This window comes from Aeromonas aquatica, assembly GCF_000764655.1.
Taxonomy (GTDB): Bacteria; Pseudomonadota; Gammaproteobacteria; order Enterobacterales; family Aeromonadaceae; genus Aeromonas; species Aeromonas aquatica.
In genome coordinates this window covers 19247-45467 of sequence record NZ_JRGL01000122.1, presented here as the reverse complement: position 1 = coordinate 45467, position 26221 = coordinate 19247, and the positions used below count along the sequence as shown (strand labels likewise).

The following is a 26221-nucleotide window of genomic DNA, read 5'->3' as shown; positions in this document are numbered from 1 at the left end:
CGTAATTGGGACATAGCCATAAAAAAGAGCCCGGTGTCGCTACCGGGCTCTGGTCATTTCGGGTTTTCGCCGTCGTTACCAACGGGCCCACAACAGCCGCAGCTTCAGACCCCAGCGGCTGCTCCAGCCGGTGGTGCTGCTCACCAGCTTGCCATCCTCGATGATGAGGAAGGTCGGGGTCACTCCCACCAGCCATTGGGCGGCGAGGTTGCCCTGCTCATCGTTGTGGGTGGGAAAGCTCAAGCCCTTCTTGCTCATGCCCTGCTGCAGTTGGGCGTCGCTGCCGGAGCGCAGGGCCACCGTCAGCACGTTCTCACCCTCCTGCCACAGTTGCTCCACCATCGGGGTGGTGAAGCGGCAGACCCCGCACCAGCTGGCCCAGTAGTAGACCAGCAGCGGCTTGCCCTGACTCAGGGCGGCGAGGCTGGTATGGGTGCCATCTTGCAGGGTGAAGGGGGCCTCCATGGCCCCGTCCGGCAGGGGCGGGCCGCGCCACAGATCCAGCAGGGTGGAGACGACCAGCGCCATCAACAGCAGCCAGAGCGCCTCCTTGCCCCAGCGTCGCCAGCGGGGCGCCTTTGCTACCGCATCTTCCGCCATGGCTTAGCTCCGCTTGGCCAGCTCGGTCTTCACCAGCTGTTCCAGTTCTTCGTACGGGAGGGCGCCCGGCACCAGCTGGTTGCCGATCAGGGTCGCCGGTGTGCCCTGCACGCCCAGGAGTGTGCCGATGCGAAGGCTGTTGCGCAGCTCCTCGGTGGCCTTGGCATCGGGCTTGAGGGTCAGGTTGTCGGTGGCCGCCAGCGCCTTGTTGATGTCCGTCTCGGTCAGCATGCCCTGCTTGCTCATCAGCTTGTCGTGCAGGGGGAGGAAGCGGGCCGGATCCTGTTGCCACAGGGTCAGGCTGTACTGGGCCGCCTTGGCGGAGGTCTGGCCCTTGAACGGCAGCAACTTGATCACCAGCCCCAGATCGTTCGGATAGGCCTTGAGCAGCTTGGCTATCTGGGGATCGAACTGCTTGCAGTAGGGGCAGTTGTAGTCGGTGAACAGCACCAGGGTCAGCTTGGGGTTCTTGGCACCGAGGCGCGGGCTGGTGGCGCTGTTGAACAGCACGTCCTGATTGCCCTTGATGAAGTTGCCGAGCTGGGCCTCCTGGGCGGCGCTGTTCTGCTTCTCCCAGGATTCGGCCGCCTCGTCGAGGATCTTCGGATTCTGTACCAGCGTCTCGCGAATGAGCTCCTTGATGCGCGCCTCCTGCTCCGGGGTGAAGGGGGCGGCGTGCAGGGCCGGGGCCAGCAGCGCGGTGGAGAAAGAGGCGATCAGGGTCAGGGTACGCAGGTTCATGGTTGTTCTCCTTGGAAGCTGTTGTGGTCCGGCGCGAGGCCGGCTTTTTTCAAGACGATGAGCAGGTCGGCCTTGTCCAGCAGGGGGGAGAGGGTCTCTCCCTGCGGTAAACCGGGACCGTAGATCTGGTTGAAGGGCACGGCGGCGGCCCCCCGCTTGCGCAGGAAGGCGGCGATGGCGTCGCTCGGCCTGCTCCAGTCGCCGCGCAGGGCCACCAGGTCTGGGGCCGAGAGGGCCTCTTGCACCTCATCACGCAGCAAGACGTTGTATTTGTTGGCCTTGCAGGTCACGCACCAGTCGGCGGTGACATCCACGAAGACCCGCTTGTTCTGCGCCAATGCCTGAGTGATAGCCTGTTCGGACAGGGGCTGCCAGGTCACCCGATCGACGCTGGCCGAGCCCTGGACGGTGAAGGCCCCCCCCAACAGCAGGGCGCCGCCGATCAGGGCCGAGAGGGAGAGCGCCAGCGTGAAGCCGCGGATGCCATAACGCCAGATGATGCCGACCAGCAGCGCCAGCAGCAGGCCCGCCATCAGCCAGCGGGTGGCGAGGGTGCCCAGATGGTTGCCGAGCAGACTGACCAGCCAGAGGCTGGAGCCCAGCATCATCAGGCCGAGCAGGATGCGCAGCCGCCCCATCCAGCGGCCCGGTTTCGGCAGCAAGAGCGCCAGACGCGGCAGGGCCGCCACCAGCAGCCAGGGCAGGCTCATGCCAAGCCCAAGCGCGGTGAAGATGAGCCACAGCTCCCCGAGCGGCGCCACCAGAGCGAAGGCAACCGCGGTGCCGAGGAAGGGGGCGGAGCAGGGGGTCGCCAGCAGGGTGGCAAAGCTGCCCTGCAGGAAGTGGCCCCCCAGGCCATTGCCACCGCTGGTGGCGAGCCGGGTGCTGAGACTGCTCGGCAGGCGGATCTCGAATAAGCCCAGCAGGTTGGCGCAAAACAGCAGGGTCACCAGCACCATGAAGCCGATGAAGCCGGCGCTCTGAAACTGGATACCCCAGCCGACCGCGCCCTGGGTGGCGCGCAGCAGGCTGCTCATGGCGGCCAGCACCCAGAAGGAGGCGAGGATGCCGGCGCTGGCGGCGAGGAACTGCTTGCGCACCTCGGCCTGTCGCCTGTCTTGCTGTTGCAGCACCGAGCCGAGCTTGAGCGCCAGCACCGGCAGCACGCAGGGCATCAGATTGAGGATGAGACCGCCGAGCAGCGCGGCCCCCAGCAGCCAGAGCAGCGACTCGTGCTGCTCGGGCAGGGCCAGGGCCGCCGTTATGCTAGCCTCGGTCTGCCAGGCCTGTTCCCCGCTGGTGAGCAGCAGGCCCAGGGTCTTGCCGCGCAGATCCGGCGCATCCCCCTGCCAGCCGTCGCTGACGGGGACCCGGGCGATCAGGCGATTGCCCTGTACCTCGACCTCGGGTTTGCCAAACTCGGCCCCTTCCAGCCCATCGATGAAGAGGGCCGGGGCCTGCCAGCCGTCGGCCCGTTCCGCCAAGAGCTGCAGCTGGTTGTGCCCATAGCCGAGCTGGATGTCGATGTCGGCCGGCAGGGACTGGGGCAGGGCGCTCATGGCCTTGGCCCAGGCGAAGTCGAAGCCGGCAGGCACGGCGCCGTCCGCGTCGAGCCGGAAGGGATAATCGGTCAGGATGCAGACGTTGCTGCAGGTGGAGAGGCGCAGTGTGCCCTTGAGTGGCTCATCGGCCGGATGGCGCAGACTGAGGGGAAAGCTGACGCTCTGTTGGTAGCCCTGGGTGCTGAGCCCGGCCACCTCGAAGTGGCGGGGCACGGGCCAGTGCCACTGGAAATCTGCGACGGGTTTATCCCACAGGATCTGGGGTGCTATGCCCCCCTCACCCGGGCTGTGCCAGTAGGTTTTCCAGCCCGATTCCAGGGCTATGTCGAGCAGGATCCGGGTCTGATCGGGGTCGCTGCGATCGGCCTGCAGCCGCACCTTGGCGTGATCGTTCTGGGGGCTGGTGAGCCAGCCCGTGTCGCTGGCCAAGCCGATGGATTGCCACAGCAAGCAGCCCAGTAGCAGGGTTGCCTTGAAGAGATTTGACATCTTGTTGTCTCGCAAAAAATGAATGACGGTAAATGACAGAAACCGCTGAACTCATTCCCGCCAGACGCAGAGGGTGAGATGAAGACGCCGCTCGGGCGGCGAGATGACTCTCGGGGGAGGCAAGGGGGGCGTATAGCGCCAGAGTGGCGCCAACAGGGCAATGACCAGTGCGACCGCGAAGAACAGTTGCTCGACGCAGAGCAGGCTGGCGGCGCTCAGCCACTTGCCGTTGAGCTGGCAACTGCTCGGCTGCGGGCTGCTGGACTTGGCGCTATCCTGATCGTCGGCAGCCCCTGGCTGGGGGAGCGCCTGGCAGCTGAGGGCCTGATCGAGCATGGCCAGCCGGGCCAGCGGCTGGGCCGCACAATTGAGCAGCAACAGGCAGACCAGCAGCAGGAGTCGTTTCGCCATGCGTTGTTGGTGGATCATGCTCGCCCCGTTCATCAAGATGGCCACATCCTAACGGCCATTGGCGGGTGGGGCAAGTCGGGGGGAAGGCTGAGTGTGCCCCAAGTGGTGCCGGGGATGGTCGGTTCTGTTTGGCGAACGCTTGTTCGCTAAAAGGGGGACCAGTATACTGCGCCGAGTCAAATTCCGAGGTGTTCGATGCTCAAACTTGCCCGTGTGCTGCTGCTAACCCTGCTGCTCGTCTTCTGGTTCGTGTTTGGTCTGTTGCTCTGTCTGGTGCGCCCGCGCCACCCCAACAACGTCTATGTGTTTGCCCGCATGTACCATGCCGTCTGCCCGCTGATCGGGCTCAAGGTCAGGGTGATCATCCCGGACGAGGTCAAGTCGGTCGGCCCGGCTGTCTATGTCTGCAATCACCAGAGCAACTTCGACATCTTCACCGTGACTGGCGCCGTGCGCCCCGGCGTGGTGGCGGTGGGCAAGAAGAGCCTGCTGTGGCTGCCGTTCTTCGGCCTGATCTTCTGGCTTTCCGGCAACGTGCTGATCGACAGATCCAACCGTTCCCGCGCCATCGGCACCATAGGCCAGGTGGTGGATCGCATCAAACACCACGGCACCTCCATCTGGATGTTCCCGGAAGGGACCCGTTCCCAGGGCCGTGGCCTGCTGCCGTTCAAGGCTGGCGCCTTCCATACCGCAGTGCAGGCCGAGGTGCCCGTGGTGCCCATCGTCTGCTCCAGCTACTTCGGTCAGGTCGACCTGAACCGCTGGGACAACGGCGAGGTGCTGCTGGAGATGCTGCCGCCTATGTGCAGCAAGGAGCACGGTGCCGCCGGCATCCGCGAACTCTCCGACAACTGCCGCACCCAGATGGAGGCCAAGCTGGCCGAGCTGGACAGCCAGCTGGGTCATGGGCCGGCCGCCTGAGCCAGGATCCGCTGAATGATTGAGGGAGCCGTCGGCTCCCTTTTTTATTGGTGAGAATCACCATCTTGTTGGTTTTTTTCACCACTTCATGCTTGTTGAATTTCTGCAATACATCCCCATCTAGTTGTAACACAACGATAAATTATCTTGGCACGGCTCTTGTAATGGTATGGGAAGAGAGTGACATCCCATCAACGAGGAGCCAGACCATGAGCCTATTTAGCCGCCTGACCGACGTGATCAACGCCAACCTGCACAGCCTGCTCGACAAGAGTGAGGAGTCGGAGAAGATGCTGCGGCTGATGATCGAGGAGATGGAGCAGGTGCAGGTCGAGATGAGAACCCAGGCCGCCCGCGTCATCGCCGAGCAGAAGCAACTGGAGCGCCATCAACAGGCGCTGCGCCACCAGATCCTGGAGTGGGCGGCCAAGGCCGAGCTCGCCATCCAGAAGGGCCGTGAAGACTTGGCACGTGCCGCCCTCACCGAGAAGCTGGCCGAGGTCAAGAAATGCGAGCAGCTGGAGCAGGACAAGGCCCGGGTGGCCGAGGTGCTGGCCCAGCTGACCGCCGACAGCGAACGGCTGGCCGCCAAGCTGACCGAAGCGCGGGAGAAGCAGACGCTGCTGACCCTGCGCGAGCAGACGGCCCACAGCCGGATCCGGGCCCGTGCCCAGGTCGACAACCAGCGCATGCACGAGCTGATGGCCCGTTTCGACGGCTTTCAGGGCCGGGTGGATCAGCTGGAAGCCCAGCTGGAGGCGGCGACTCTGGGGCAGAATCCCTCCCTGGAGGCGCAGTTCCGCGAGCTGGAGCTCAATGACGAAATCGAGCGCGAACTGGCCCGACTGAAGGGTCAGAAGGTCGAGGTGTAATCATGACCCCCTGGCCGAAAGACCTGGCCCATCGCAAGCTGACCGGGGTCTGCGCCGGCCTTGCCAAGGGGTTGGGTATCTCCAGGGTGACGGTGCGGGTGGTGGCCTTGCTCGCCCTGATCCTGATGCCGCCCCTGGCCCTGGCCATCTATCTGTTGGCGGTGCTCGCCATGCCACCCCGTCGTGAATTGAAGCGCTGGCTGGATTGACCCCGTGTCTTTCCGCCGGCAAGTGAGATGCGTGAGGAGCAAACCATGCTGGAATTTATCGTCTTGATGCTGGTACTGGTGACCATGGCGCTGACCGGTTTTACCGTGCTGGCCATGTTGCTGGTGAGCGGGGTCTTCGTGCTGTTTGGCGCCCTGGCCGGCATGGTTGCCCTCATCATCAAGCTGGCGCCCTGGTTGTTGGGGCTGCTGCTGGTGTGCTGGTTCATCAGCAACAGGCGCAAGCAGTCAAATACCTACCGTTAAGCCTCCCTGGCTTTTCCCCGGCCACCGTTCGCGGTGGCTTTTTTTATGGCGTCGGGTCGGTGGTGGCCTCGGCTTCGATGCCTGCCAGCCAAGGTCGACTCCACTCATCCCACAGGGAAGGGTCTTGCACCAGTCGCTCCTTGAAGGCCTTGCTCTGCTGCTTGAGCCGATATTCGAGGCGAAGGGCATGGCTCTTGTCTTCGACCTGCTGCCGCCACACCAGGGTCAGCGGCCCCTTGCCCCGCAGGGCACGGGCCCCCTTGCCGCTCTGGTGCTGACGCAGACGACGCTCCGGATCCGTGCTGATACCCGCGTAGAGCGAGTTCGCCCCGGTGCGCACCAGATAGATAAACCAGCGGGAAGGCGGCGTATCGGCCACGGTGGCCATGCTCATGTCTTGCGCCATTCGAGCCGGCGGCGCCTGAGCCGATGCAGGGGCAGCAGGCTTACCAGCAGGCCGGCCCAGACGAAGGCGAAGCCCACCGATTTGACCGGATCCGGGGTCTCGCCGAACCAGAAGATGGCGAGCAGGAAGGCGAGGCTGGGCTCGATATATTGCAGCAGCCCCACGGTGCTCATGCGGGTGCGTGCCACGGCGTAGCAGAACAGACCCACCGGCAGCAGGGTGGCGGGGGCGCTGCCCATCAGCAGCAGGCGATCGCTCCAGTCTCCGGCCATAAACAGGCTGGTGCCCTGGACGCTGAGATAGCCGAGGACGAGCAATGCAACTGGGAGCTGAACCAGAGACTCGAGGTAGAGGCTGACCCCGGCGTCATAGCGCACCTTCTTCTTGATCAGACCGTAGAAGGCGAAGTTGGCCCCCATGATGAGGGAGAACCAGGGCAGCTCGCCATAGGAGAGCAGCATGTAGGCCAGCCCTGCCAGCGCCAGGGCGACCGCCAGGTGTTTCTGCGGGCTCAGCTTCTCCTTGAGGAAGAGTACGGCGAACACGATGTTGAACAGCGGCGTCATGAAGAAGGCGAGGCTGGTGGCCAGCACCTGGCCCGTGGTCAGGCACCAGGTGAACATGCACCAGCTGATGGACATGACGGGGCCCGCCAGCAGGATGAGGCCGAGCTGGTGCGGCTCGGCGCGCAGACGCGCCCAAGGCACGGATACACCGAGTAGCAGGAAGATCCCGCCGAGCAGGACGACCGACCAGAGCACCCGGTGGGAGAGCAGCTCCCACATGTTCACCGCGGGCATGAACTGGTAGTAGAGGGGTAGCAGACCCCAGAGCACGAAGGAGAGGGCCGCACTGCCGGTGCCCAGCCAGTTCTTCATCCCATTCCGTTTATTAAATTAAACAAATGTGGCGGCATCATAAGTATCTGCCGCCGGTTCCACAAGCGGGATCTGGCGGGAAAGTCTGCTACCATGGCCACCATGAACCGACTCGATAGCTTGTTTGAACAGATCCGGGCCTGCCGGTTATGCGAGGCCCACCTGCCGCTGGGGCCCAGGCCGGTGATCCGCGGCAGCGAGCGTGCTCGCCTGCTGATCATCGGTCAGGCGCCCGGTACCCGCGTCCATGCCAGCGGCATCCCCTGGGACGACCCTTCCGGCGAGCGGTTGCGTCACTGGCTCGGGGTGGACAAGGAGACCTTCTACGACGAGTCCCGCATCGCCATCATGCCGATGGGGCTTTGCTATCCGGGCCGGGGCAAGTCGGGGGATCTGCCGCCGCGCCCCGAGTGCGCGCCGACCTGGCACGACAAGGTGCTGATGCTGCTGCCCCATATCGAGCTGACCCTGCTGATCGGCCAATATGCCCAGCACCATTATCTGGGCCGGGCAGCTAAAGGCACGCTCACCGAGACGGTCAGAAACTGGGCCGACTATGGCCCCGACTGGTTGCCGCTGCCCCATCCCTCGCCGCGCAACACCTTCTGGCTCAAGAAGAATCCCTGGTTCGAGCAGGATGTCATCCCGCACCTTAGACAGAGGGTCACCCCACTGCTGGGGTGACCCTCTCATTACTGGACTCAGGTCGCGGGCTCGGCGACCGTTTTTGGTTTGCCACGGGCCATGACGACGAGGGGCAGCACTATGCACAGGCACCCCAGCAGCAGCGGCAGTCCCGGTTGCTCGTCGAACAACCAGACCCCGATGGCGACTGCCATCAACAGGCCGGTGTACTCCGCCGAGGCGATCTTGCTCGCCTCCGCCTTGCGATAGGCCACCACGCAGAGTCCGGCGTAGACCATGATCAGCGCCGAGGAGCCGAACGCGGGCCACCACATCTGCCACTGCCAATCCCCCCCTTCCCACCAGGCCAGCGCCAGTATGATGGGCATGCTCAGCACGTTGGTGAAGAACAGGGTCTGGGCGATGGGCTGCTTGAGCGGGATCCGCTTGATCAGCAGGTTGTTGACCGCCATGGAGAGCGCGACCCCGAGCGCGGCCAGGGCCGCCCAGTTTACCTCGGTCGGTCGCAACACGATCAGCACCCCGATGAAGCCGAGCAGCGCCGTCAACACCTTCTGACGCGACAGCGCCTCTCCCGCCAGCCAGACCGCGAGCGGCACCATCAGCAACGGCGCCGCATAAAACAGGGCGTTGGCGGTGGCGAGCGGCAGGCGGGTGAGGGCGACCACCATCAGGCAGACACCGATGGCCCAGATGTGGGCACGTAGCAGGTGCCACTTGAGCGCTACCGGCGGATGGCGAGGCCAGGACCAGAGCAGCCAGGGGGTCAGCAAGAGGGCGGCGGAGAGCTGGCGGAAGAACACGAACTGGAACACCGGCTGGCTCGGATCCAGCACCTTGACCAGCGCATCGGAAAAGACCGCCACCATGTTGCCAAGCACCAGATAAAGGATGCCGATCCCGACTGCATTCATACCACCTCCCGCTTCAGATGAGGGAAGGGTAGCCCTCCTCTTGTTATCCAGTAAAATGATAAAAAATCACCATCCATGAGAATTTTGGATAATGAAACTGCCCCCCCTGCGCGCCGTTCAATACTTCGAGGCGGTCGCCCGTCTGCTCAGCTTCTCCCGTGCGGCGCTGGAACTGAACGTCAGCCAGAGCGCGGTCAGCCACCAGATCCGGCTGCTTGAGGATTTTCTCGGGGAGCGGTTGCTGCTGCGCCAGGGTCGGCTGTTGTCACTGACCCAGCAGGGGGAGCTCTACTTCGAGGGTATCTCGGCGGGGCTCGGCCAGATTGCCCAGAGCAGCGAGCAGTTGCGCGGCAGCGGCGAGATGCGGCTGCGGCTCGCGGTCTACAGCTCCTTTGCGGTCAAGTGGCTGATCCCGCGCCTGGCGGGCCTGCGCCAGCTCTACCCCGAGCTGGATCTCAGCCTGGAGATGGTGGCGGAAGATCCTGAACTGTCCGATCGGGTGGCGGACTGCTTCATCACCGTCTCCCCTCACGGGCGCGGTTACAGCCACGATCTCATCTATCGGGAGCGGCTGTTCCCGGTCTGCAGTCGGCGCCTGCTGCAACAGGTCGAAGGGGAGTGGCCCCAGGCCATCTGGCAGTTGCCGCTGTTGTCGGTGCAGTCCATCTACAAGGCGCGAGGGGAGGATTGGCAGCGCTGGGCCAAGGCGGGTGATCTGGTCATCCCGGATGAGGCGCGCATGCACCACTTCAGCCACGTGCTGCTGGCGATGGAGGCGGCGGCCTGGGATCAGGGGGTGGCGTTCGTGAACGATTACATGCTGCGGCCGGACGATCCCCAGTTGGTGGCGCTGCCGGTGCACCAGCTGGTGACAGGGGATGCCTTCTATTTCACCTGTAAGCGCGCGCGGGCTCACGAGCCCGCCATCAGCCGGTTGCGGCAATGGCTGATGATGGAGACGCGGCAGAGCATGAGTCAACCTTGAACGGTGGTTTGTCCTGCTTTGTTGAGATTAAACTACTGTAATTGGCTGCTAAGGAAGGTTTTATTGAAGGTTTTTGCCATGGGACGGAATGGCGATGGTCATTGTCGCTGTCCGGTCTCGTGCCTTCTATGCTCGCTTGAACTGATTCAGCACAAACCGGCTGGTGGCGCAGACCACGACCGGGGGGCCGAGATTGGGAGTGGCCTGATAGCAACGATCAGGCCACCCGAGATTCAGGCTTTCTTGAACTGACTGGGCACAAACAGGCTGGTGGCACAGACCACGACCGGGGGGCCGAGATTGGGAGTGGCCTGATAGCAACGATCAGGCCACCCGAGATTCAGGCTTTCTTGAACTGACTGAGCACAAACAGGCTGGTGGTACAGACCACGACCGAGGGGCCGAGATTGGGAGTGGCCTGACAGCAACGATCAGGCCACCCGAGATTCAGGCTTTCTTGAACTGACTGAGCACAAACAGGCTGGTGGCACAGACTACGACCGAGGGGCCGGCAGGGGTGTCCTGATACCAGGAGAGACTGAGCCCCCCCAGCACCGCCAGGCAACCTATCAGGGCCGCCAGGCCCGCCATCTGCTCCGGCGTCTGGCTGAAGCGCCGGGCGGTGGCGGCGGGAATGATCAGCAAGGAGGTGATGATGAGGGCGCCGACAAACTTCATCGCCACCGCGATCACCAGCCCGATCAGCAGCATCAGCACGCAGCGCAACACGTCGACCCGCACCCCTTCCACCCGCGCCAGCTCCTCGGAGATGGTCATGGAGAGCAGGGGATCCCAGAGCCGCCACAGGGTGAGCAACACCAGGGCGCCGCCGCCGTAGATCCAGAGCAGATCCATGGGTTGCACCGAGAGCAGATCGCCGAACAGGTAGGCCATCAGGTCCACCCGCACGTTGTCCATGAAACTCAGGGTGACCAGACCGAGCGACAGGGCGCTGTGAGCCAGAATGCCGAGCAGGGTGTCGGTGGCGACCTGCTGATTGCGGCTCATGATGACTAGCAGCATGGCCATGGCGAGGCAGCAGACGACGACCGCCAGGGTGAGGTCGACCTGCAGCAGTATCCCCAGCGCTATGCCAAACAGGCAGGCATGGGAGAGGGTGTCGCCAAAATAGGCCATCTTGCGCCACACCACGAAGCTGCCGAGGGGGCCGGCCAGCAGGGCGATGCCGAGGCCGGCCGCGAGGGCATATAACAAAAAGCTGTCCACTGGAATGTCCTATTGCTTGCGAGAGGGCAGGCGGATGACGGGCGCCTGGGGTTCATGATGATGGTGTTCGCCGTCGCAGTGGTGATGGTGGGTGTAGACCGCCAGCACCTCCTGTTCCGGCCGCCCGAACAGGCGGGCGAATTCCGGGTGACGGGCCACGCTCTCCGGCTCGCCGTGACAGCAGACATGGCGATTGAGGCAGATCACCTCGTGGGTGCTGGCCATCACCAGGTGCAGGTCGTGTGAGACCATCAGCACGGCGCAGTTGAGCTCAGCGGCGAGTTGGCCGATGAGGGCGTAGAGCTCGATCTGGCCGCTGATATCGACCCCCTGTACCGGCTCGTCCAGCACCAGCAGCTCGGGTTTGACCAGCAGGGCGCGGGCCAGCAGCACCCGCTGCATCTCGCCACCTGAGAGTTTCTGCATCCGGTTGTCCAGCAGCTCCTGGGCCCCGACCCGGTTCAGCGCCTCGTCGATGGAGAGACGGCCGTTCTTGCCAAGCTGCAGGAAGCGGCGCACCGTCAGCGGCAGGGTGGGATCCAGATAGAGGCGCTGGGGCACATAGCCGACCCGCAGATCGCGACGGCGCAGGATCTGGCCGGAGTCCGGGCTGAGCAGGCCCAGCACCAGCTTGCTCAGGGTGCTCTTGCCTGCCCCGTTTGGGCCGACCAGGGTGGTGATTTTGCCTTTGTTCAGGGTAAAGGAGACCTTGTCGAGCACGGATCGTCCGTCGAACGAGAGACAGACATCTTTCAGCTCCACCAGTTGGGTCATGACAGCTCCGGGGTTTACAGCCTGTGAGAGTTATAATATAACAACAGCATTGGTTTGTTATATTATCACACACTCACTTCCTGACGAGACCCCTATGCGAATTCTTACCCTGATCACTGCCTTGCTGGTGGTGAGTCTGCCTGTTCGTGCCCTCGAGGTGCTGACCACCATCAAACCCCTCGGCTTTATCGCGGCCGCCATCACCGACGGCGTGAGTGAACCCAAGGTGTTGCTGCCGACCGGTGCCTCTCCCCATGACTTCGCCCTGCGTCCTTCCGACATCCGCAGCATCAACGACGCCGATTTGGTGGTCTGGGTCGGCCCGGAGCTGGAAGGCTTCATGGCCAAGCCGCTGGCCAAGCATCCCCATGTGCTGACCCTGACCAAGGTTCAGGGCATGCCGCTGTTCGACTACAGCAAGCAGACCGGGCATGAGGAGCATGCCGACGAAGATCATGACCATGACGGGCACGAGGGGCATCATCACGAAGGGGTCGACCCTCACATCTGGCTGGGGCCGACCCAGGCACTGGTCATCGCCGGTGCGCTGAGCGAGACTCTGAGTGCCCAGGATCCGGCCAATGCCGAACGTTATCGCGCCAACTTGTTGGCCTTCAAGGCCAAGGTGGAGGCCAAGGACAAGCTCATTTCCGGGCAGATGACGGCGGTGAACCAGAGGGGGTATTTCGTCTTCCACGAAGCCTATGGTTACTGGGAGCGTCATTACGGCATGAGATCCAAGGGGCACTTCACCGTGAGCCCGGAGCGCCGCCCGGGGGCCAAGACGCTGGTGGAGATCCGCAAGGCGCTGGAGGAGAAGCAGGCGAGCTGCATCTATGCCGAGCCACAGTTCTCGCCGGCGGTGATCGAGTCGGTCGCTCGCAATACGGGGGCCAAGGTGTTGCTGCTGGATGAGGTAGGCGAACAGGTGCCGCTCGGTCCCGATGGTTATCCGCAATTCATGCAGCAACTGGCCGATGCCTTTGCCGAGTGCCGCTAAAGGTGGCGACCGTGGTCATCTGACCGTCAGGGCTGACTATACTGACCTCCAGCGTATGAAATGGAGTGTTCGGTATGAAATGGATTGTCCCTGCCTGCATCGCGGCATTGAGCTGTACCCCGTTGCAGGCTTCCCAGCTCTCCAGTTACATTGCCAGCCCTGAGCTGAAGGCCAAGTTGCAGGAGGTTTACGGTGGCCGGGCATTGCAGCGGGCCGAGGCGTTTTCCCGGCTGCTCACACCCAGAGCGGGCACCACGGATCAGCAGAAGCTGGAGCTGGTGAACAACTACTTCAACAATCTGACCTACAGCGACGATCCCAAGCTGTGGGGAGAGGAAGATTACTGGGCCAATCCGCTGGAGTTTATCGGCGCCCGGGGAGGGGACTGCGAGGATTACAGTATCTCCAAGTACTACACCCTGATGGAGCTTGGGGTCGATGAGAAGAAGCTGCGGTTGGCCTACGTGAAGGCCATTCGGTACAACCAGTTTCACATGGTGACGCTCTACTTCTCGACCACCAAGTCCGATCCCATGGTACTCGACAACATCAACGGCCGTATTCTGCCCGGCAGCAAGCGCAACGATCTGCAACCCGTTTATAGCTTCGATGCCAAGAGTATCTGGGTCATGAAGTCACGGCGCGAGGGAACACTGGCTGGCAGCGCCGATCGCCTGACGCAATGGACCTCGATGCAGAGCCGCTTCTCCAGCGAGCATCTGCGTACCCCCCGCCGTCAGCTATAGCTTGCCCGCCGTTTTCAATTCCTCGAAATACTTTGTCGCCCCCGGATGCTGCTCGACACTCAGCACCGGACCTATCTTGTTGCGCGCCTTGTGGAACAGGTTGGCGTAGCCGTAGGTCTGCTCGTTGAAGCTGGTTTGCTGGCTCAGCATCGCCTTGGTCAGACGATAGACATCAGCATCTGGCGTGGTGCCATTGGTGACCAGGGTGGCGGCGATGGCGAAGGTGGGGGTGGCTTTCAGATTGCCCGGGTAGATGCGGGCTGGCACTTGACTGCGTTGATAGAACGTCACCCCCTTCAACAGTTGCTCCCGAACCGGCCCATCGATGGGTAAAAAGCTGATGGCGCAGCGCTTGGCAGTCTCCAATACGATCCGGTTCGGATGCCCCATCACCAGTCCATAGGCATCGATCTGCTTGCTGCACAGCGCCTCGGCCAGGTTGGCCACGCTCTTCAGATCCAGATCCTGCTCCTTTACACCCATGGCAGAAAACAGTGCCAGGGCAGTCTGGCGGGTACCCGAACTCTTCAGCCCCATATCGATGGGGGCCAGCTTGAGCTGATCCAGTGTGGTGAGGTCGCCGTCGGCCCGCACTACTATGGTGAAAGGCTCGGCATGAGTCGCGAAGAGTGCCCGCAGCTCGGGTTGGGGTTGCTTGGCAAAAGGTCCGATGCCATGACTGGCCTGATAGAGCCAGTCAGATTGGACGAGGGCGTAGGGGATCTCTCCCGTTTGCAGCAGACGCAGATTCTCGATGGAGCCTGAGCTGGCCTGCAGTTTGCATTGCAGATCCGGGTCACTCTTGCCGGCCAGTCGGCAGAACTCCTTGATGATCTGGTAATAAATACCCTGCTCGCCACCCGTGGCTATGGTGGCGGCGTGCGAGCCGGGTTGCCACAACAGGGCAAGTAACAGCAGAAAAGCTCTCATGATGCCTCCCGGCTAGCATAACCATCTATACCCCAGCCGCGCAGGGTGTCTATGTCGCTCACTTCGCTCGCTTCTGCCAGCAGGGTATAGCCGGAGGCATGCAGGCACTGGGAGAGCAGATTCCAGTAGAGGGGGGTCTGGGTCAGCTGACAGCTGATGAATACCGGCCTGACGGGGTCGAGCCTGGCCAGGTTGTCGTTGTTCATCGGCACGTTGCTGAATGCCATCTCGACCCCTTGGGCCTGCAGCGCCGTCAGCCGCTCCTCGGCCAGCGGGGGGAAGCTGGCCAGATCCCAGCGCCAGTCCAGAGTCTTGCCCTTGCCGCTCGCCAGGGATGAGGCGAACTGCGCCCAGTCGGGATGAGTGAGCAGGCTGAGGGGGAGCTGGATCCCCTCAGCCTTCTGGGCCAACCAGTCGTTGAGCAGGGCCCGGATCTCGTCGGGCGAACTGTCCGTGGTCGGCGGGGTGCGGGGAATAAGCCGGCTGTATAGCCTGATGTCTCCCTGAGTGGAGACAAAGTGCTGCAGATGCATGCCGTTTGCGGTCTCGGCCAGTCCCATCAGCGGTTGCTGGGCCTGAATGTCATCGTGCTTGCCGAGCTGGGTGATCTTGAGCCGCTGTTGCAGCAGGTCTCGCTTGCGCTCCGAGATCAGCTGGTTGATGGAGGTGACAACCTCCTGCAGTTCCCGCAACCAGGGAGTCGGCAGGTTGCCGCTGAACTGGCGTTTTCGGATCTGCATCAACTGCAGGCTGATCTCCTCGAGGGGGCGAAGCAGGCGATTGCACACCCACTGGATGATGAGGGTCAGTACCACCAGACCACCGAGCAGGGCCAGCCCGGTCCGGCTGATGGCATTCCACAGGTGCTGGTAGGCATAGCCCTTGTGCCCCTCGAGGGTGAGGGTGCCGAGGATGCGCCAGCCGTCGGTGAGCTCCTGCTCCACCTTGACCGGCGGCATGTGAACGACGGTCGGCAGCCAGCTGGGGATGTTCTGCTGAGCCGTGTGAAATGCCTTCTGAAACAGTATTTGACCATCCGGGTCCAGCAGGGTGACCGAGCTGACGAAGCCGCCGTCGAACATGGCGTTGACGATGGTTTCCGCCAGCACCTTGTCGTCGTTGAGCAGGGTCCCCTGCAGCACCAGCCCCAGCGCCGTGATGGCGGTCTCCAGGTTGGCCGACATCTGATCGAGGATGGATTGCCGTACCGTGGTGATCTCAAGCATGAACAGCAGGATGGCACCGATGGCGAACAGGATCAGAATGATTACATTTAACAATCTGGCCAATGACATACCTACTCCATGGCAATGTTATTGCAACATTTGATGATTCGGCTGCGAAAACAACCGGACCCGGTTCTTAAAAATAGAAAAAAATGGCTGAAAGCGACGATCATTTCTGCCCATGCAGGGAGGTTATGCATAAAATGTGAGGTTCGTGCATATAGCTATGAACTTTTTGTAAGTATTTAGGTCTAAAAACCAGATATTCGGTTTTCATAATAAAAACTCATAAAAACAGACCCACAACTACCACCCTTAGATCTAACGACAGGATAGCGGATGAAACGTCTCCGTCCCTTGGTAGCGCAGGCTGCCAACTGGGAACCCCCGGTTCCCCGCAAACATTTTTACGCCATGCTATTGCTCACGGCCATGACGCTGTCAGCGGTAGCCGTATTGCCAGCCCCAGGTGACATCCTGGAGCGGCCATTGCGTCTGGAGTTGCCGATCGCCACCACTGGCACCGCAACCAACGAAGACAACACCGACTTCAACGACATTCCGGATCACGAACTGGTGGAGGCTGCGGCCCCGGAGGATGACATCCCGGCCGATGCAACCCCCCAGTGGCAGGATTACCGGGTGCGCAACGGTGAGAACCTGACCACCATCTTCAACAACCTGGGGCTCTCCACCACCACCCTCTACAAGGTGCTGGATGCGGATGCCAAGAACAATCTGGCGCGGCTCAAGCCCGGCCAGACCATAGAGTTGCTGATCGATCAGGACAACATACTGCAGCAGCTCAAGATCCGCCTGAACATCAAGCAGACCCTGGTGCTGGAGCGCACCGACGACACTTACAGCGCCAACATGCTCAATGAAGAGGTGCAGTGGCAGCAGAAGAGTTATGACGGTGTCATCAACGGCAGCTTCTATGTCAGCGCCCGCAATGCGGGGATCCCGGCGAACCACATCCAGAAAATTGCCAACCTGTTCCAGTGGCGAATGAATTTCGCCAAGGATCTGCAAAAGGGTGACAAGTTCAAGGTGCTGGTGAAGCAGGAGACGGTCGAGGGCAAGAGCACTGGCAACACCCAGCTGCTGGGGGTGGAGGTGTTCAGCCAGGGCAAGACGGTGTCTGCCTGGCTGTCGGAAGATGGCAACTATTATGATGGCCAGGCGAACAGCCTGGAGCGTGGCTTCCGCCGTTATCCGACCCACAGTCGTTACCGGGTCAGTTCCAACTTCAACCCTGCCCGGCGCCATCCCATCACGGGTCAGGTTCGCCCCCATGAGGGGACCGACTTCGCCCTGCCGGTGGGGACGGCGGTCATGGCCACCGGTGATGGGGTCGTGCTCAAGGCGACCCGCCACCCGCTGGCCGGTACCTATGTGGTGATCAAGCATGGCCGTACCCTGATGACCCGCTATCTGCACCTGAGCAAGTTGCTGGTGAAGCCGGGCCAGAAGGTGAAGATGGGGGACAAGATTGCGCTCTCCGGCAACACGGGTCGCTCCACCGGTGCCCACCTGCACTACGAGGTGCGGGTCAACAACCGTCCGGTGGATCCCATGAAGGTCAAGCTGCCGATGGCCGAACCTCTCTCCGGCAAGGACAAGCGTCAGTTCCTCGCCAAGGTGAAGAGCTATCGCAAGGAGATGGAGGCGGGTTAATTTTCCCGTCCCGGATATGAAAAGGCCCCGCCAGATTGGCGGGGCCTTTTCATTGCAGCCAGGGCTCAGTAGCCCTTGTCGAAGTCGATCCGGCCATCGAGCTGCTGGCCCTCGATGAAGCGGATGTAGTTGCGGATGAAGATCTGGGCCACATCTTCCGGGAAGCTATAGGCGCTGTTGTGGGGGGTGATGATGAGATTGGGCTGGTGCCAGAGCGGGCTGGTGGCGGGCAGGGGTTCCTGCTCGAACACATCCAGCACGGCCATCGCGATTTGCTCGGTACGCAGCGCCTCCAGCAGGTCCCCCTCGTGCACGGCATTGCCCCGACCGACGTTGAAGAAGATGGCGCTCGGCTTGCAATGTCTGAAGCGTTCGGCGGTGAACAGATGGCGGGTCTCGCGGGTTGCCGGCAACACGCTGACGATGACATCGGCCTGGGCCAGCATCTTGTTCAGCGCAGGCAGCTGATACACCTGATCGAAGCCCGCCCTCTCATTGCCACTGTGGCTGATGCCAAGCACCTTCATGCCGAAATGCTTGCCGGTCTGGGCGATGTGCTGGCCTATGCTGCCGGTGCCGAGCAGTAGCAGGGTCTTGCCTTTCAGGCCTTGATAGGGATGGCTCTGCCACAACTTCTGTTGCTGCTGTTCACGATAGAGTGGCAACTGGCGCGACAGGCTGAACAGGTGACCGAACACGTACTCACTCATCAGCGGGCCGAAGATGCCGCGCACATTGGTCAGCAGGTAGTCGTGGCGGCTGCTGGCATCCAGCAACACATCGACCCCGGCATAGGTGGATTGCAGCCAGCCGAGCTTGCCGGCCTTGGGCAACAGCGGCTTGGCGCGGGCCGGCTCAGCCATCAGGATATGGGCCTCCCCGATCAGTTTCTCGGCCTCGCTCTGGTTGTCGGCCCGCAGAATGCGCAGATGGGGGAGGTGGGCCGCCTTGAGCAGGCGTTCATAGTGGGCGTTGTCCTGGCTGAGCAGAAGCAGGGTACGTTGGCTCATACTCTTGTTCCTTATCATGTTTATGGCACGGCGGAGGAGGTACTGTTTCCATCTTACCCCAGTTGATCGGGCAAGATAGCCGAGCCGGGTGCTTTTTCGTTTTCGCCAAGGCCCTCGTGGGCTACAATCCGTCCCACATTTTGCAAAGGATCCGACTCCAGTGTTTGGTGACAAGTTTTATAAGCGACTGGCCGAGCTACAGCCTTGGCAACAGACCGTCTACACCCTGGCGCTGGCAGAGCGCATGTACCCCAACTATGTGCTGTTTACCCAGGCGGCCGGTTTTGGTGATGCGAAGGCATTTCGCCATGCGCTGGATCAGATGTGGAACTACCTCACAGTGAAGGGATCCCGGGTCAATCTGGGCGCCATTCTGGAGGCATTTGAGGTCTACATTCCCGAGCCAGGCAAGTTTGAATCTTACGGTGCCTATCCGGCGCTGGATGCCTGTGTGGCACTGGGCTGTGCCTACAACTCGGTGATCTGCCGGGTGGGGGAAGAAGCCGAAGATGCCAGCCATGCTTCGGTGGGAACCGTGGCCGGTTTCATCGACATGCTGGAAGGCCGCGAGCTGACCGACGAAGAGCTGTACGAGCACGAGTACATCGAGGCCGAACTGGAGTTTCAGGTCGAGCTGCTCAAGCGGGTGGCCCATGAGCGCGACAGCGAGCGCATCCTGGCCATTCGCCAGTTTGCGGCGCAAGACGGTGTCTCCAACATCGGCATCAGCCTGGAAGAGTGATTCCGCTGAGGATTCCAAAGAAAAAAGCTCCCGATAGGGAGCTTTTTTATGTCCGTTGCTGCCTCAGGCCCGTTCTTCGGTGAGTGGCCTGACGCTCAGCACGGGGGCGGCATCGATGCCATCGGCATTCATCATGGCCGAGATGCGTTGCAGGGAGGAGAGCAACAGGCCCTGCTCCCAGGTTTCCAGCGCCTGGAAGCGCTGGATAAAGCTCTCTTGCAGCGGGGTGGGCGCCTGGGCCAGCAGGGCACGGCCTGCGTCAGTCAGGGTCGCATGTACCTTGCGCTTGTCGGTGCTGCTGCGAATGCGCTGCACCAGCTGACGGCTCTCCAGGCGGTCCATGATGGTGGTCGCGGTGGCCTGACTCATGTTGGTGTGATCCGCCAGCTGGCGCATGGAGATCTGCCCCAGCTCGTTGATCCCCTTGAGCAGCAGGAGCTGCGGCGAGGTCAGTCCGGCTTCCTTGATCAAGCGTTTGGAGTGCATGTCGATGGCACGGATGATCTGGCGCAGGGCAACCAGCACTTCATCATGTTTTTCCATGGGATCTGGGTCGTGGCAGGGCAGTTGAGAGGCGCAAAATTGTCCGCCTAATTCGTCACAAGGTCAATATAGTTTTTGGTGTAATCATTTCTGCTCTAATGAATAATGTGTTAGGTTGTCGGACAATTTCCGAATTTTAACCCGATATTCGAGGAGTAATACATGAATGATGCACTGGATATCAAGTCGCTGGTGGCCGGACTAAAGGTCGTCAGGGTGCGCTATGAGCTGCCTGATACCTCGGCCTTCGTGCGCTATCAACCCGTCTATGACGAGGACCCCAACAACCTCAAGGTGCACCACTACGATGGCGAGTTGCCGCTCTCCTGCAGCGAGACAGGTGCTTTCAGCCTAAAGGAGTTGGTGAATGAATTGCGCTATGCCTATGTGTTGGTTCACCTCTTCCCCGACGAGAGCGCCATGAACTTCTACCTGACCGGCCTCGATACCGGCCTGGCCCAGCTCGAGTTCATCGGCGGCTCCTACGACTTCAACCGGCTCTGGATCACCAGCGGCATCTCCAATCTGGGCATGCCCATGGCCATCTTCCTCGGCAAGCGCCACGCGGTGAACGGCCAACCTTCGGTCAGCCTGGTGGATCACCGTGAGCAGGTGGCAGGCCGCCTGGTCTATCGCGCCATCGGCGGGGCGGGAGATCACGTGGGTGAAGACTTTTTCAACAACGACTAAGGAGGCCAGATGCGAGCAACCAAAGGGCCACTGAAAGGCCTCAATCCCACCATGGCCATGACGGCCCTGACCGTCATCACCCTGTTCCTGCTGTTCGGGGTCTTCGTGCCGGAGACAGCCGCGGCCTGGTTCGTCGGCGCCAAGGACAACATCATTGCAGGCTTCAAGTGGTACTACATTCTGGTGGTCGCCCTGTTCCTGTTCTTCGCCGTCTACCTGATGTTCAGCCGCTTTGGCAGCATCCGGCTGGGCGACGACGACCAGGTACCGGAGTTTGGCTACTTCGCCTGGTTCTCCATGCTGTTCAGCGCTGGCATGGGCATAGGTCTGGTGTTCTGGAGCATCGCCGAGCCCATGAACCACCTGCAGGGTAATCCCTTCATCACCGAAGGCATGACCCCGGAGGCGGCCCAGATCGCCATGCGCCTCACTTTCTTCCACTGGGGCCTGCACCCCTGGGCCATCTATGTGATCGTCGGCCTGTCGCTGGCCTTCTTCAGTTATCGCCGCAAGCTGCCGCTGGCCATTCGCTCCGTGCTCTATCCCATTCTCGGCGATCGCATCTACGGCTTCTGGGGGCATGCCGCCGACGTGCTGGCGGTGTTTGGCACAGTATTCGGGGTGGCGACCTCCCTCGGCCTCGGCGTCTCCCAGATGAACACCGGCCTCAACCAGATGTTCGGCATGGCGGTGTCGCAGTCCAATCAGCTCTGGCTCATCGGCGGCATCAGCCTGATCGCGACCCTGTCGGCGGTGTCCGGCGTGGGACGCGGGGTCAAGCTGCTCTCCGAACTCAACATCTGGCTCAGCGTGTTCGTGCTTGGCCTCTTCCTGGTGCTGGGCCCGACCACCTACATCCTCAACGCCTATGTGCAGAACATCGGTGACTACCTGCAGAACATCGTCAAGCTCAGCTTCTGGACCAACACCGAAGCCAACGGCACCTCGGCCTGGCAATCGAGCTGGACCGCCTTCTACTGGGGCTGGTGGATCGCCTGGGCACCTTTTGTCGGCATGTTCATCGCCCGCATCTCCAAGGGCCGCACCATCCGCGAGTTCGTGCTCGGCGTGCTGCTGGTGCCCTCCCTGCTCGGCATGTTCTGGCTGACCGTGTTCGGCGGTACCGCCATGAACCTGGAGCTGTTCGGCGGCGGCGGCGTGGTGGCCGCGGTCAATAAAGATGTGACCCTGGCGCTCTATCAGACGGTGGAACTGCTGCATTGGGACACTTTCGGCTGGATCGCCAAGGGGGTGCTGACCCTGCTGATCTGCACCTACTTCATCACCTCCAGTGACTCGGGCACGCTCGTGATTACGACACTGCTCTCCATCGGCGATCAGGATCCCCCCGTGCTGCACCGCGCCATCTGGGGACTGGGGCAGGGGCTGGTGGCGGCCATCCTGCTGGTGTCCGGCGGGTTGGCGGCCCTGCAGGCGGCCAGCATCATAGCCGCTCTGCCCTTCTCGCTGATCATGCTGGCCATGTGTTATTCGCTGATGCTGGGGCTCAAGCAGGAGAGCCAGCACCAGTTTGAATACCGGCAGAAGCTCAAGCGCCACGACGGCTCCTCCCACATGAGCCTGATGGACAGGATTGGTCCGGCCTAGTCCGACAGAGTGAAATGAAAAAGGGGAACCGTGAGGTTCCCCTTTTTGCATCCTGTGCTGGCTGAGCCGGTTACAGCAGCTGCTTGAGACGGTAGAGCAGATCCAGCGCCTGGCGCGGGCTCAGCTCGTCCGGGCGCACCGCGGCCAGCTCCTCCACCACGGGGTGGGGCTGGGCTATCGGCACTGGCGGGGCCTTGCGTGTCTTCCCGCTGGTGGGGGCCGGCGCGGCACTCTCCAGCTCCGCCAGCTTGTGGCGGGCCTGGCTTATCACCGCTTTCGGCACTCCCGCCAGCGCCGCGACCTGTAGGCCGTAGGAGCGGCTCGCCGCCCCCTCCTGCACCGCGTGCATGAAGGCGATGGTGTCCCCATGCTCCACAGCATCGAGGTGAACGTTGGCCAGCCCCTCCATCAGCTCCGGCAGCCGGGTCAGCTCGAAGTAGTGGGTGGCGAACAGGGTGTAGGCACCTATCTTGCTCGCCAGTTGCTCGGCGCAGGCCCAGGCCAGAGACAGGCCGTCATAGGTGCTGGTGCCGCGGCCGATCTCGTCCATCAGCACCAGGCTGCGAGCGGTGGCGTTGTTGAGGATGTTGGCGGTCTCGGTCATCTCCACCATAAAGGTGGAGCGGCCCGAGGCCAGATCATCGGACGCCCCGATGCGGGTGAAGATGCGATCGATGGGGCCGATGCGGGCGCTGTCGGCGGGGACGAAGGCGCCGATGTGGGCCAGCAGCACGATGAGTGCGGTCTGGCGCATGTAGGTGGACTTACCGCCCATGTTGGGACCGGTGATGATCAGCATGCGCCGCTCCCGGGCCAGCCGGATCGGGTTGGCGATGAAGGGATCGCTCATCACCTGCTCCACCACCGGGTGGCGGCCCCCTTCGATCAGGATCTGCTCCTCGTCGATGAGCTGCGGGCAGCGGTAATCCAGGGTCTCGGCCCGCTCGGCGAGGTTGGCCAGCACGTCCAGCTCGGCGAGGGCCGCGGCGGATTCCTGCAGATCCCCGAGGTGGGGTAGCAGGGCGTCGAGCAGCTCCTCGTAGAGGCGCTTCTCCAGTGCCAGCGCCTGGGCCTGGGCGGTGAGTACCTTGTCTTCGTACTTCTTCAGCTCATCGATGATGTAGCGTTCGTTGTTCTTGAGGGTCTGACGGCGGATGTAGTGGGCCGGCACCAGATGGCTGTTGGCGCGGCTCACCTCGATGTAGAAGCCGTGCACCCTGTTGTAGCCCACCTTGAGGGTGTTGATACCGGTCAGGGTCTTTTCCCGTTCCTCGATGCGGGCCAGGCTGGCGGTGGCGCCGTTCGCCAGATCCCGCAGCTCGTCCAGCTCCTGATTGAAGCCGTCACGGATGACGCCCCCATCGCGGATCAGCACGGGCGGCACCTCCATCATGGCGCGCTCCAGCAAGTCCAGCAGCTCGGGGAAGGTGCTGGCCCGCTCGCCGAGCTGCTGCACCGCCTCGTGTTCGCTGTCGGCCAACAATCTTTGCAGCTCGGGCAGTTGCGCGAACGCCTGCCGCAGGCGGGTCAGGTCGCGCGGGCGGGCACTGCGCAGGGCTAGGCGCGCCAGCACCCGCTCCACGTCGCCGACCTGGCGCAGCAGGGCGCCGAGATCGTCGTACAGGTTCTGCTCGATGAGCTCCTTGATGGTACTCTGCCGTCCCTTGAGGATCACCCGATCCCGGATCGGCTGGTGGATCCAGCGCTTGAGCAAGCGGCTGCCCATGGGGGTGGCGGTCCTGTCCAGTACCTCGGCCAGGGTGTTTTCATAGCCTCCCGCCAGATTCTGGGTCAGCTCCAGGTTGCGGCGGGTGGCGGCATCCATGATGACGGCGTGATCCGGCTGCTCAAGGCGCACGCCGCGAATGTGGGGCAGGGCGGTACGCTGGGTGTCTTTCACGTACTGCATCAGGCAGCCGGCAGCGCACAGGGCTGTCTCGCTCTGCTCGACGCCAAAGCCCACCAGATCCTGGGTGCCGAACTGCTGGCACAACAGCTTGCGGGCGGTGCCCAGCTCAAATTCCCACTCGGGGCGACGGCGCAGACCGCGACGACCCTCGACGTGATGCAGGAACTCGAAGGATTCCGGGTAGAGCAGCTCGGCCGGGTTGGTGCGTTGCAGCTCGGCCAGCAGCGTCTCTTCCTTGTCGAACTGGTTGATGAAGAAGCGGCCGGAGCTGACGTCCATGGTGCTGTAGCCGAAGCGGCGGCCATCGTGATAGACGGCGGCGATCAGGTTGTCCTGGCGCTCGGAGAGCAGCGCCTCGTCGGAGACGGTGCCTGGGGTGATGATGCGGATGACCTTGCGCTCCACCGGCCCCTTGCTGGTGGCGGGATCCCCCACCTGTTCGCAGATGGCGGCGGATTCGCCGAGCTGCACCAGTTTGGCGAGATAGCCCTCGATGGCGTGATAGGGCACCCCCGCCATGGGAATGGGGCTGCCGGCGGATTGACCGCGCTTGGTCAGGGAGATGTCGAGTAGCTGGGAGGCCTTGCGGGCATCGTCATAGAAGAGTTCGTAGAAGTCGCCCATCCGGTAGAACAGCAGGATCTCCGGATTCTCGGCCTTGAGACCAAGATACTGCTGCATCATGGGGGTGTGAGCGCCGAGGGCGGCGTTGGGGGCTTGGTATTGTGCTGTCATGTGCTGTTCCAGAGGGTGCTCTTGCGGGCAAGCGTCTGCCGTAATGGGTCTGAATCTGGCCGCTATTCTACATGCTCGAGGCCGGATGGTGAGGGGGAATCTCTGTCTTTGGGGTATTGCGAATGGGGTGGCGGTAAAAGGGGGAGAGGGCTGTCAGGTGTCAGTATCGGGTGTGAAGCTAAGAGAAAGTTTGGCGGGGTGAGAATAAAGGCAGTAGGGGAAGATGTTGATGGTCCCCCGCCGTCAATGGCGGGGAGCCGACTCAGGGGCTGAGCTTAGTACATGGCTTCGTCGCCACTCATCATCTCGTGCAGCTTGGCTTTCTGCTCGGCGGTCAGCACCTTGCTGACTTCGAACAGATAGAAGGCGCGATAGTAACGGGCCTGGGCCTGGATGTCGCTGATGGTCTGCAGCTGTTTCTTGGCGGCGGCCTCATCCCACTTGCCCGACTTGATCATGTTGACGATCACGTCCTGGCCGATGGCGTCGAGCTTGAGTGAGCTCAGGCTATTCACGGTCTGCTCACGCAATCCTTTGATTTGCTCCGTCTGGGCGCTGGACAGGTTCAGCTCCTGGGCCAAGGTGGTCTCGCTCTGCAGGTCAGTGGCACTCTCGGTGGCAAAGGTATTGCTTGCAAAGCACATCGCCAGGGCGGCAACGGCGACTTTGAACTGATGCTTCATCTGTCTTTACTCCTGCTTGTCATAGGATAAAACCGCATACGCGGCGGTGCTTGCTGATTATAGGGAGCCCCCATGTACTGGAGCTTAAGCGGGGGTAACTAGCTGATATGGCGGAGCTTGCCCGCAAAGCCTGCGACAGTTGCTGTCCTGGGCCAAGACGGGACGTAGCGGGTTCCCGGCCGGTTGCCCGGGCTTGGGGACAACTGCATAATGGGCCCCATATTTCGCCTGAAAAGGGCCAAAGAGGGTACGACCATGGGGCTTGAAGCTGAAATTATCCGCTTATCCCAGGAGCTGGGGGAGGCGCTGGCGGGGAGGGGCTGGATGGCCGCCACGGCGGAATCCTGCACCGGCGGCGGCGTCGCCACGGCCATCACCGAGGTGGCGGGCAGCTCCGGCTGGTTCGACAGAGGTTTCGTCACCTACACCAATGAGGCCAAGCAGCAGATGCTGGGGGTCAGCATCGACAACCTGCTGCGCCACGGTGCCGTCAGCGAGGTCGTGGTGCTGGAGATGGCCAGGGGCGCCCTGGCCCGCTCGGATGCGGCCATCAGCGTCGCCATCAGCGGCATCGCCGGGCCGGGTGGGGGCAGCGATGACAAGCCGGTCGGCACCGTCTGGTTTGCCTGGGTAGACAAGAGCGGTCGTCATCACTCCCTGCTGGCCCGCTTCGATGGCGACCGGCAGCAGGTGCGGCGGCAGGCCGTCAGGCAGGCGTTGTCCGGCTTGTTGGCTCTGCTCAGATAAATTGGGCTTGATACTGTATGCATAAACAGTATACTTAGCCCAACTTCACTTCTTCATCACGATTCCCAGCGGAG

Annotated in this window: 28 protein-coding genes; 13 read left to right on the top strand and 15 right to left on the bottom strand. The window is 62.2% G+C overall.

Annotated elements, in window-relative coordinates:
* Nucleotides 1-75: 75 nt before the first annotated feature.
* Genes LG30_RS0116200 through LG30_RS0116185 form a run of 4 tightly spaced genes read right to left on the bottom strand, consistent with a single transcriptional unit; the run spans nt 76 to nt 3821 of the window.
* Complete coding sequence (locus LG30_RS0116200) at nt 76-600, bottom strand: protein disulfide oxidoreductase (protein ID WP_033131732.1); 525 nt, start codon at nt 598-600, stop codon at nt 76-78.
* 3 nt (nt 601-603) lie between these two features.
* The gene (locus LG30_RS0116195; protein ID WP_033131731.1) at nt 604-1341 is read right to left on the bottom strand and encodes a DsbA family protein; all 738 of its coding nucleotides are present in this window, start codon (nt 1339-1341) and stop codon (nt 604-606) included.
* Nucleotides 1338-3392, bottom strand: coding sequence for a protein-disulfide reductase DsbD family protein (locus tag LG30_RS0116190; protein ID WP_033131730.1), 2055 nt, complete (start codon nt 3390-3392; stop codon nt 1338-1340). The genes LG30_RS0116195 and LG30_RS0116190 overlap by 4 nt, the downstream gene beginning before the upstream one ends.
* A gap of 51 nt (nt 3393-3443) precedes the next feature.
* A complete protein-coding gene (locus tag LG30_RS0116185; protein ID WP_033131735.1) occupies nt 3444-3821 on the bottom strand; it encodes a hypothetical protein in 378 nt (125 codons plus the stop codon).
* A gap of 177 nt (nt 3822-3998) precedes the next feature.
* On the opposite strand from LG30_RS0116185, the gene LG30_RS0116180 reads away from it, so the two are divergent.
* The 4 genes from LG30_RS0116180 (at nt 3999) to pspG (ending at nt 6072) form a co-directional block, all read left to right on the top strand.
* On the top strand, nt 3999-4727 hold the full coding sequence (locus LG30_RS0116180) for a 1-acylglycerol-3-phosphate O-acyltransferase (RefSeq protein WP_033131729.1): 729 nt from the start codon (nt 3999-4001) through the stop codon (nt 4725-4727).
* 209 nt (nt 4728-4936) lie between these two features.
* Complete coding sequence (gene pspA, locus LG30_RS0116175) at nt 4937-5599, top strand: phage shock protein PspA (protein ID WP_033131728.1); 663 nt, start codon at nt 4937-4939, stop codon at nt 5597-5599.
* A gap of 2 nt (nt 5600-5601) precedes the next feature.
* Nucleotides 5602-5808, top strand: a complete 207-nt coding sequence (locus LG30_RS0116170) for a PspC domain-containing protein (protein WP_033131727.1) — start codon at nt 5602-5604, stop codon at nt 5806-5808.
* A gap of 45 nt (nt 5809-5853) precedes the next feature.
* Nucleotides 5854-6072, top strand: coding sequence for an envelope stress response protein PspG (gene pspG / locus LG30_RS0116165; RefSeq protein ID WP_033131734.1), 219 nt, complete (start codon nt 5854-5856; stop codon nt 6070-6072).
* Nucleotides 6073-6115: 43 nt separating this feature from the next.
* Here the strand turns inward: pspG and LG30_RS0116160 are convergent, their stop codons facing one another.
* Nucleotides 6116-6478: a GIY-YIG nuclease family protein gene (locus LG30_RS0116160; protein ID WP_052101141.1), complete on the bottom strand. Its 363-nt coding sequence runs from the start codon at nt 6476-6478 to the stop codon at nt 6116-6118.
* The gene (gene rarD, locus LG30_RS0116155; protein WP_033131725.1) at nt 6463-7356 is read right to left on the bottom strand and encodes an EamA family transporter RarD; all 894 of its coding nucleotides are present in this window, start codon (nt 7354-7356) and stop codon (nt 6463-6465) included. Before rarD ends, LG30_RS0116160 begins: the two co-directional genes overlap by 16 nt.
* A 102-nt stretch (nt 7357-7458) precedes the next feature.
* Between rarD and LG30_RS0116150 the strand changes: the two genes are divergently transcribed.
* Nucleotides 7459-8040, top strand: a complete 582-nt coding sequence (locus tag LG30_RS0116150; protein WP_033131733.1) for a uracil-DNA glycosylase family protein — start codon at nt 7459-7461, stop codon at nt 8038-8040.
* Nucleotides 8041-8057: 17 nt separating this feature from the next.
* Here the strand turns inward: LG30_RS0116150 and LG30_RS0116145 are convergent, their stop codons facing one another.
* Nucleotides 8058-8915 (bottom strand): DMT family transporter, encoded by an 858-nt coding sequence (locus tag LG30_RS0116145; protein ID WP_033131724.1) that lies wholly within the window; start codon nt 8913-8915, stop codon nt 8058-8060.
* 91 nt (nt 8916-9006) lie between these two features.
* Between LG30_RS0116145 and LG30_RS0116140 the strand changes: the two genes are divergently transcribed.
* A complete protein-coding gene (locus LG30_RS0116140) occupies nt 9007-9900 on the top strand; it encodes a LysR substrate-binding domain-containing protein (protein WP_033131723.1) in 894 nt (297 codons plus the stop codon).
* A 447-nt stretch (nt 9901-10347) separates the two neighbouring features.
* On the opposite strand, the gene znuB is transcribed toward LG30_RS0116140, so the two are convergent.
* Nucleotides 10348-11127, bottom strand: a complete 780-nt coding sequence (gene znuB / locus LG30_RS0116135) for a zinc ABC transporter permease subunit ZnuB (RefSeq protein ID WP_033131722.1) — start codon at nt 11125-11127, stop codon at nt 10348-10350.
* Between the two features lie 9 nt (nt 11128-11136).
* Complete coding sequence (gene znuC / locus LG30_RS0116130) at nt 11137-11901, bottom strand: zinc ABC transporter ATP-binding protein ZnuC (RefSeq protein WP_033131721.1); 765 nt, start codon at nt 11899-11901, stop codon at nt 11137-11139.
* 94 nt (nt 11902-11995) lie between these two features.
* Between znuC and znuA the strand changes: the two genes are divergently transcribed.
* Together znuA and LG30_RS0116120 are read left to right on the top strand one after the other, a co-directional pair.
* Nucleotides 11996-12901 (top strand): zinc ABC transporter substrate-binding protein ZnuA, encoded by a 906-nt coding sequence (gene znuA / locus LG30_RS0116125; RefSeq protein ID WP_033131720.1) that lies wholly within the window; start codon nt 11996-11998, stop codon nt 12899-12901.
* Nucleotides 12902-12975: 74 nt separating this feature from the next.
* Nucleotides 12976-13647 (top strand): transglutaminase-like cysteine peptidase, encoded by a 672-nt coding sequence (locus tag LG30_RS0116120; RefSeq protein WP_033131719.1) that lies wholly within the window; start codon nt 12976-12978, stop codon nt 13645-13647.
* Here the strand turns inward: LG30_RS0116120 and LG30_RS0116115 are convergent.
* Nucleotides 13642-14577 carry a TAXI family TRAP transporter solute-binding subunit gene (locus LG30_RS0116115; protein ID WP_033131718.1) on the bottom strand — a complete coding sequence of 312 codons (936 nt, stop codon included), beginning with the start codon at nt 14575-14577 and terminating at the stop codon, nt 13642-13644. The genes LG30_RS0116120 and LG30_RS0116115 overlap by 6 nt on opposite strands.
* On the bottom strand, nt 14574-15872 hold the full coding sequence (locus tag LG30_RS0116110) for a LapD/MoxY N-terminal periplasmic domain-containing protein (RefSeq protein ID WP_033131717.1): 1299 nt from the start codon (nt 15870-15872) through the stop codon (nt 14574-14576). Before LG30_RS0116110 ends, LG30_RS0116115 begins: the two co-directional genes overlap by 4 nt.
* 270 nt (nt 15873-16142) lie before the next feature.
* Here LG30_RS0116110 and mepM point away from each other — a divergent pair, with 270 nt between their 5' ends.
* Nucleotides 16143-17480 carry a murein DD-endopeptidase MepM gene (mepM, locus tag LG30_RS0116105; RefSeq protein WP_033131716.1) on the top strand — a complete coding sequence of 446 codons (1338 nt, stop codon included), beginning with the start codon at nt 16143-16145 and terminating at the stop codon, nt 17478-17480.
* Nucleotides 17481-17545: 65 nt separating this feature from the next.
* Here mepM and LG30_RS0116100 read toward each other — a convergent pair whose 3' ends face one another.
* Complete coding sequence (locus LG30_RS0116100; RefSeq protein ID WP_033131715.1) at nt 17546-18490, bottom strand: D-2-hydroxyacid dehydrogenase; 945 nt, start codon at nt 18488-18490, stop codon at nt 17546-17548.
* Nucleotides 18491-18650: 160 nt separating this feature from the next.
* Between LG30_RS0116100 and LG30_RS0116095 the strand changes: the two genes are divergently transcribed.
* On the top strand, nt 18651-19232 hold the full coding sequence (locus tag LG30_RS0116095; RefSeq protein ID WP_033131714.1) for a YjaG family protein: 582 nt from the start codon (nt 18651-18653) through the stop codon (nt 19230-19232).
* 63 nt (nt 19233-19295) lie between these two features.
* Here the strand turns inward: LG30_RS0116095 and LG30_RS0116090 are convergent, their stop codons facing one another.
* On the bottom strand, nt 19296-19775 hold the full coding sequence (locus LG30_RS0116090; protein WP_033131713.1) for a MarR family winged helix-turn-helix transcriptional regulator: 480 nt from the start codon (nt 19773-19775) through the stop codon (nt 19296-19298).
* Between the two features lie 162 nt (nt 19776-19937).
* On the opposite strand from LG30_RS0116090, the gene LG30_RS0116085 reads away from it, so the two are divergent.
* Nucleotides 19938-20465, top strand: coding sequence for a hypothetical protein (locus tag LG30_RS0116085; protein WP_033131712.1), 528 nt, complete (start codon nt 19938-19940; stop codon nt 20463-20465).
* Between the two features lie 9 nt (nt 20466-20474).
* Entirely contained in the window at nt 20475-22073 is a 1599-nt protein-coding gene (locus tag LG30_RS0116080; protein WP_033131711.1) for a BCCT family transporter, read from the top strand.
* Between the two features lie 70 nt (nt 22074-22143).
* On the opposite strand, the gene mutS is transcribed toward LG30_RS0116080, so the two are convergent.
* Entirely contained in the window at nt 22144-24717 is a 2574-nt protein-coding gene (gene mutS, locus LG30_RS0116075) for a DNA mismatch repair protein MutS (RefSeq protein ID WP_033131710.1), read from the bottom strand.
* Nucleotides 24718-24992: 275 nt separating this feature from the next.
* Nucleotides 24993-25400, bottom strand: coding sequence for a Spy/CpxP family protein refolding chaperone (locus LG30_RS0116070; protein WP_033131709.1), 408 nt, complete (start codon nt 25398-25400; stop codon nt 24993-24995).
* A 255-nt stretch (nt 25401-25655) separates the two neighbouring features.
* On the opposite strand from LG30_RS0116070, the gene pncC reads away from it, so the two are divergent.
* The gene (gene pncC / locus LG30_RS0116065) at nt 25656-26147 is read left to right on the top strand and encodes a nicotinamide-nucleotide amidase (RefSeq protein ID WP_033131708.1); all 492 of its coding nucleotides are present in this window, start codon (nt 25656-25658) and stop codon (nt 26145-26147) included.
* Nucleotides 26148-26221 lie beyond the last annotated feature (74 nt).